A 6315-nucleotide genomic window follows, 5' to 3' on the forward strand; every position below is an offset into this window, starting at 1 on the left:
TTCCTTCCGGCTCAACTCATACTATCGTAATAGATTCCTTGAGGCCGCCAATCGGATTTGCGGAGAACCTTACTCCACTCCGAACAAGATCTTATCCATAATGAATTTGCTCTCGTAGCTTGGGACATTGAACGGCGTATAGTCCGCCTTCATCCCGCTGCGATCCGCAAAAGCGGCACTGAAATGCCTTTCTTCGATACAATCTCCGCCCTCCGCTCGGGCCCGCTGGCAAGCGTCGATCAGCAATTCGATGACCAGTCCCCACCGATCGGCGCAGGCGAAAGCCAAGCGGCGAAGAAACTCTTCGGTCGCGAGATCCTCGAAATCCAAACCGGCTGCGTCGCAATAGGTGAAACAAATCCGGTTCAGCTCGCCCATATCGCTTGGAAGCTGGATGTTCTGGAAGTGAATCGGCCTCAACAGGCGAGCGAGCTGTTCTTCCTGCCGCACATGCCCAGCCAACTCATCGACACCGCTCAGGATCAACATGAGCGGCCAGTCGGTGCTCTTCATCAGAGACTTGAAGCTATCAAGCAGCGCCCGGGTGGTCTGGTCCGGCTTGGGTGGAAAGATGTGTTGGCACTCATCGAAATGGATGGCGACCACGCCCTGCTCTTTTGCCTGGAAGGTGACACGGGACCAGATCTCGCTCTGTGTCATCCTACGCTGCCGGACAGGATAACCAAGCGCCTCTGCCGTCCTGAAGCCCAGGTCTTTCCAAGTCATTTTTCCGTCGAGGATGCAGGACACCGCGGACGCCACCTTGCCAGACGGCATTTCCTCTCTAGCTTCGTTGAATTCGGAAAGCATCAACCGGATTTCACTGGTCTTGCCGACGCGCGACGCCCCGGTCACCAGCAGGCCACGAGCCTCGAAATGCCGCCCGGTCGCTGCCCGGCCCCAATACTCCGTGGCGATGTTCCCGAAAGCGCTTTGCAGTCGATCCGCACGCTCGAAGGCATAGCGCCATTTATAGAGGTCCGTGGCAGCATTCAGGGCCTTCCTATTGATGAAGCTCATTTCAGCAATCCCTTGGTGTCCGGCCGCCCGAGCCGGCTGGCTGAGGCAGGCGCGGTCTCGGTTTCCTCCTCGAGGGGTTCTTCAGGCTCGAGCGCCGGCTGAAGCCCCCTTCCGACCGGCAGCGCACCAACGGGATCGTCGGCCATGAGCCCTCCCGGTTCGACGACGTCGAGCAGCTTGGTGGAAGGGGCAAGATGAATGCCACTCGTGACCCGTTGGGCCCTTTCTTCGAGCTCTTCGAAGGTCGAAAAGGAGCTGCCCTTGGTGGGTTTGGGTTCGAAGGTTGCATTGAGTTTCTCGATGGCCCGGAGTGCTTCGACGAACTGGTACTCAGACACCTCTGCATCCTGCGGAGCCTGGCGACGGCGCTCCTCCATGGCCTCGACGAACTCCGCGAGGGTCAGGCTTGCCACGTAGGTTGCCGTGAGGTCCGCCTCAACGACCCTGACATAGCCCTCAATCTGAACAGTCGCGGCCTGAATATGGTCGGGGTCGATACAGACAGTCCATTTCCCCGGATACAGGTCCCGCAAACGCTGGAACTCGCGGCTCTGGTAGGGAAGGCCGCACGCCTTGATACCCTCATCGGTCGGGGTGGCCCTGACCTTTCCACCGAGATGAATGCGCCGGCTTCTCATCGAAGGGGGCCTAACCATGCCGGTCTCTTTCAAAACGCGCTGCATGGCCTGGTACGGCGTGCGCCCGTCCATTCCGAAACCGTGGTGCGCCGTGTGCGAATAGACATCGACCAAGTAGTGGGTCAGGATCTGGTAGAGGGCATCTAGCGGGAGCTTCGCGTTCTCGACCGCATCGTAGCCCGGCAGGGCGCCTGCGGCGTTCCCGGTGTAGCCTGTGAGGCCAGAAATCAACCTCTTCTCGATCGTGCCGAACAGCCGTTCAATGAACGGCCGGTCGGAACTGTGATAGCTGCGCGTATCGACCGAAATTATACCGAGACCCGCCATCGCCTCCTTTACCTCGCGGTTACGCAGACCCGTCCCGTTGTCATTGCGGACCTTGCCGATACCGACCGCAGGCGCGGGGCTTTGGAAGCAACCATGCCTCACCTTCTCCCTCTCCTTTGAGCGCAAGGCCATGCGCAGAAGCTCCAAGGTCGCGTCAGTGCCGGGCTGCTCGGTCAATACCCAGGCCAGCGGCATCCTGGTTGCAACGTCGATCATCAGGAGGAGATGCACTCGCTTAGTGACCACTTCCTCAGCGCCTTTGGGCGCCGCCCCGTGGCTGGAATGCCCCTCTTCCGGCTGCGGCGCCTTCTGGATGGGAATGAGAATGGAAAGCTTGCATTCATCGATCTCGACGAGTTCCCCAAACATCAGCGCCCGGATGTCAGTCGAACCGGGTCCCCGCTTGTTGTAGGCAGCCCGCTCACCCTCGCGCGCAATCTGCTGCCCGATCGACGAGACGTGCTTGTCGATATGAGCTCGCAAGGAGGCCTGAGACGGCAATGCCAGCTCAGTTTCACCCCTCCCCCTCCGGGACGCGTTTTCAGCTGTAAGAAGGACCATGAGCCTCTCGTAGGCCTTGGCCATCGGAGGCTTGCGCTTATCGAGCCAGACCTTGCTGGCCTCGGTCATGAGCGTCCGAAGCTCAGGGGCCAGGCGACTGGTACGGTTGCCCTTGCACCTGTGCCGGTCCTGAAGAGCGAGCGGGTCAAAGTGCTCCGCCTCGAAGAGCCGGTAGTACTTCAGCAGCGTCCGCCCCTTGGGAAGTGGCCAGACACGCGTCATGCTCCCCCCACGCAGTGCGGAGATCGCGATCTTCCCCTCGAAGTGCATTGCCGCGAGCTTGCAGATATCCTGCCGCACCTGCGGCTTGTTGAGGATACCTTCCGACAGTTTCAGGCCTTGCCCGACGAGCTCATGGATCGCGTAGCAAAGGGCCGCGCGGAAACGCACATTCTTGCGCTCCTCGTCGGACAGCTGGGCGAGATAGCGGAAGCTGTCATCCTCGATCCCGGCTGCCATAACCTCGCCGTGCTCGTTCTCGAGCACGCAGGCGCCATCCCTCAACAACTCGTCGAGCTGCTTACCCGGGAGGAACATGCGCGTGCGGTCCGCCGAACTGACAAGGACGGAGCCACGTTCAGACCGGCTGTCGATGAGGTACCGCTGCTTCTCCAAGACGACCGAAGCATTCTCCGGAAGAAGGTACGTTGCCTCACGCTTCATTCCGGCCACCAGATGCGAGAGTAGTAGGAGATCACGTGATCGAGGTTCGTGTGCAGCTGCCTGCGGCCGATCAGGCGAAGGATCGACTGGAAGGCCACGCACGGCTCGAGGTCGACCGCGGCGATCAGGTCACGCAGGAGCCAAAGCGTACGAAGGCGAGCAGCCGTCTCCAAGACGATCTCGTCGACTTCGGGCTCAGCCTGGTCGAATGCGATCTTCATCCGGTGCAGGTTGTCGCGCCGGGGCCGAGAGTAACTGTCAGCGTCCACGACCAGCACCCGGTGCCCTTCGCTTTCGGGCGTCGCGGCGACGAGGGCCCTGAGCTTCGCTTGCTCCTTCGGCCTCTGCAGGCTGGTCCGGTTGCGGACAAAGACAAGCCGCCGCTCCCCACAGACCATTGTCAGGCGGAGATCGTAAGTATGGTCGTGCTTGGTCCCATCGAACAGGAACGACACACTGCAAGGCTGGAACTCCAGATCATAGAGGCGCGGGTCCATCAGCGCCTCTTGCGCGACGGCGAGTTCGGCCGCGCTCTCGCACTTGCCGATCCTCGGCTTGTTGTCGTTGGCTGGCACGCAGTAGGTCAGCGTCACCCGGTGGCTCGAGCTGCTGGCCGACAGCGGGCTCCGGACACCCGCGAAGGGCAGAACGCCCTCCACGGGGCCCAGGGTGATAACCGTCTGTCTCTTATACTTGGGCGGCGAATACGCCCACTCGTCGTGTTCGAGGTTCATGACTTCTTCCGCTCCCGGAAACCACGGCTCCGGGCGATCGATGGACATGACCGACTGCGTTGTTGCGGGTGCCCGGTGTTCGGGTCTACGGTCCGCGATGTGGTAGGGCCGCAGTCGGCCTTCGACTTCCGCGCGCTCTTCGGGGCGCGCTCTTTTTTTTGCCTGCTCTGCGCCCTGACGCCGTGTTCGAAGCCCGCTGTGTGGCGGCCCGGTGGGTCAGGTACGGCTTCCTCAAGATCTCCAACTGCCTCGTCTGCCTTCAACATGAGCGAACCGGGTGAAAATCCCGAGCGGAGATTCCCGGTTGTCCACATGTTCGAGGCAGCGAGGCCTAAAGCAGCACCCCGTAGATTCGTAAACACCTGAAATTATGCGAAAAATCGAGGATTATGATTTTTCGCAAACCTTCCTGCGCCTTGCCTCCACGGGGGCTGACGTCACCCCCTGACCGAGGTCACGGCGACTATTTTTCAGATGACCTTACGTCAGGAAGAAGGGTCTTCTCGAGTGAACCCGCGCTTTGCCTACGGCCGCTTGCAGCGTGCCGCTGATCGGCTAACCTCCAGCCATGCCGAAGCCCAATCCGTATCGCCCCTACCAGCCCGACCCTGTCCAGATGGCGCTAAGACCCATCGTGTCGGGGAATGACATCAACGGGTTGGATGATCCTAATCCGCACCCGCCGCGCCTGGTCTACTGGGCCCCCGATCCGGACCAGATCCCGCATGGCGAGATGCAGCGTTGGTTCTACACGGTCCAGCCGGATGCACCGGCGCTGCGGGCGGAACGGGCCGCGCGGCAGGCGATCCTCGAAGCGCCGTTGCCAAAGGTCGGCACCGAGCAGGTCGCGCGCGCGCCTGAAGATTGGACCGCCCTGCTCGACAGCTTCGTCGAAGCCGGCCTGTGCGAGAAGACCGGCGTCGCCGAGATGCAAGCCGAGTGGTGCTACGAGGGCCGCTCGGTGCCGCAGTCGCGGGTGATCATGCTGGGGGTGCGGCACGACTACGCCCGGCTCAGCCAGGCGCCCGAAGTCGAGGCGGGCGCCGAGGTCATCCGGCAATACGGACGGGCCGCGCATGCCGCCAAGCAAGTTGCAGGCTGGCTGCGCCGGGAGGGATGGGCCGCGGAGCCGGTGACCGGGCCGATGACCGGCGACTTCACCCTCATCCCGCCCGCGCTAGCCTGCGGCTTCGGGGAACTCGGCAAGCACGGCTCGATCATCGACCGCGATCTCGGCGCGAACTTCCGGCTCTCGGCGGTGCTGACCGATGCACCCTTCGCCCCCACCCAGCCGCGCGAGCATGGCATCGATGCCTTCTGCGCGAGTTGTCGGATCTGCGAGGACGCCTGCCCGCCCGAGGCGATCTACCCGGAGAAGCAACAGGTGCGCGGCGCGCACAAGTGGTACGTCGACTTCGATAGGTGCCTGCCATTCTTCAATGAGCACCATGGCTGCGGGATCTGCATCGCGGTCTGTCCGTGGTCCCGGCCCGGCGTGGGGCCGAACCTCGCGGAAAAGCTGGCACGGCGGGCCGGTCGAGAAGCCAGCCAATCCTGAAACACTCCGCTCTGAAAGGGAGAGACGTTGTTTGGGGTTCCATCCTTCTTATGTTCTTCCAGAAGAACCAGCAGGAAGAGGAGGATGACATGAAGACCCCCAGTGAACTGCGGGCCTTGCGGGCGGAACTCGTAGAGCGCCGGAACGTCGAACTCTATCGCCTGAACGTTCACAACGATACTCGGCTGGCCCGGATCGCGGATATTCAGCTCTCTATTCAGGCCATCGACGCCGCGCTACACGAAGCAATCCACCCAGAGCCATTTGAGCAAGCAGGAGAAATGGGGAGGGAATCTACACAACTCGCTTGAGCGCCCATTCCAACCCGCTCTTGCGCAAGTGACAGCGGGCTAAGCCGATAGCCCCATCAGTGGGGGTCCATCGTGGGCTGCTGCCGGTCCCGTGGACAGCGAGTTAAGGTAGCATTGCGCGGGCCTCGAACTCCATCGGGCTGATATAGCCCAGCTCCGAGCGCCAGCGCGTCGAACCCCCGTCGGCGCCTCTGGGACATCTGAGTTGATTTTGTAACGAAGGTTTCCGGCTAATCGTAGCCACCGACGAGTGGAAATGCGACAGAAACCCGGAACAGCCAAACCGGCGGCGGTGGCGCTGGGGAAGGACATCCGTCGGCGCACGCGGAAGCATAATTCGGCCGAGGAGAAGATCCTTATCGTCTTGGAGCGGCTGCGCGGCGAGGATGCTCTGCCCCTTCACCAAGGCCTAGGCTCAGGACCCATTGATCTTGATGAGGCTGCGTGATTCAGGCTCCCCGAGGAGCATGATCAATGAGCAACCTTTTCTGGCTGACGACCGA

Annotated in this window: 5 protein-coding genes; 2 read left to right on the forward strand and 3 right to left on the reverse strand. The window is 61.8% G+C overall.

The features are described 5' to 3' along the window. Positions 1-69 precede the first annotated feature (69 nt). From FHS00_RS16605 to FHS00_RS16615, 3 genes are read right to left on the reverse strand one after another with little or no spacing between them, the layout of a single operon-like run. Positions 70-1020, reverse strand: a complete 951-nt coding sequence (locus tag FHS00_RS16605) for an ATP-binding protein (RefSeq protein WP_183475215.1) — start codon at positions 1018-1020, stop codon at positions 70-72. Beyond that, positions 1017-3209 (reverse strand): DDE-type integrase/transposase/recombinase, encoded by a 2193-nt coding sequence (locus tag FHS00_RS16610; protein WP_183475216.1) that lies wholly within the window; start codon positions 3207-3209, stop codon positions 1017-1019. The genes FHS00_RS16605 and FHS00_RS16610 overlap by 4 nt, the downstream gene beginning before the upstream one ends. Continuing rightward, positions 3206-3991, reverse strand: a complete 786-nt coding sequence (locus tag FHS00_RS16615) for a glycosyltransferase family protein (protein ID WP_183475217.1) — start codon at positions 3989-3991, stop codon at positions 3206-3208. The genes FHS00_RS16610 and FHS00_RS16615 overlap by 4 nt, the downstream gene beginning before the upstream one ends. 586 nt (positions 3992-4577) lie before the next feature. Here FHS00_RS16615 and FHS00_RS16620 point away from each other — a divergent pair. Together FHS00_RS16620 and FHS00_RS16625 are read left to right on the forward strand one after the other, a co-directional pair. After that, entirely contained in the window at positions 4578-5501 is a 924-nt protein-coding gene (locus FHS00_RS16620; protein ID WP_343064615.1) for a 4Fe-4S dicluster domain-containing protein, read from the forward strand. Between the two features lie 89 nt (positions 5502-5590). Then, positions 5591-5812, forward strand: a complete 222-nt coding sequence (locus FHS00_RS16625) for a hypothetical protein (RefSeq protein ID WP_183475219.1) — start codon at positions 5591-5593, stop codon at positions 5810-5812. The last annotated feature ends 503 nt before the right edge of the window (positions 5813-6315 follow it).

Origin of the sequence: Limimaricola variabilis (assembly GCF_014195545.1) — a bacterium.
GTDB lineage: Bacteria > Pseudomonadota > Alphaproteobacteria > Rhodobacterales > Rhodobacteraceae > Limimaricola > Limimaricola variabilis.

Coding starts and splice junctions, on each gene's coding strand:
- FHS00_RS16605 (WP_183475215.1), bottom strand. CDS start 1,020: ATGAGCTTCATCAATAGGAAGGCCCTGAATGCTGCCACGGACCTCTAT.
- FHS00_RS16610 (WP_183475216.1), bottom strand. CDS start 3,209: ATGAAGCGTGAGGCAACGTACCTTCTTCCGGAGAATGCTTCGGTCGTC.
- FHS00_RS16615 (WP_183475217.1), bottom strand. CDS start 3,991: ATGTCCATCGATCGCCCGGAGCCGTGGTTTCCGGGAGCGGAAGAAGTC.
- FHS00_RS16625 (WP_183475219.1), top strand. CDS start 5,591: ATGAAGACCCCCAGTGAACTGCGGGCCTTGCGGGCGGAACTCGTAGAG.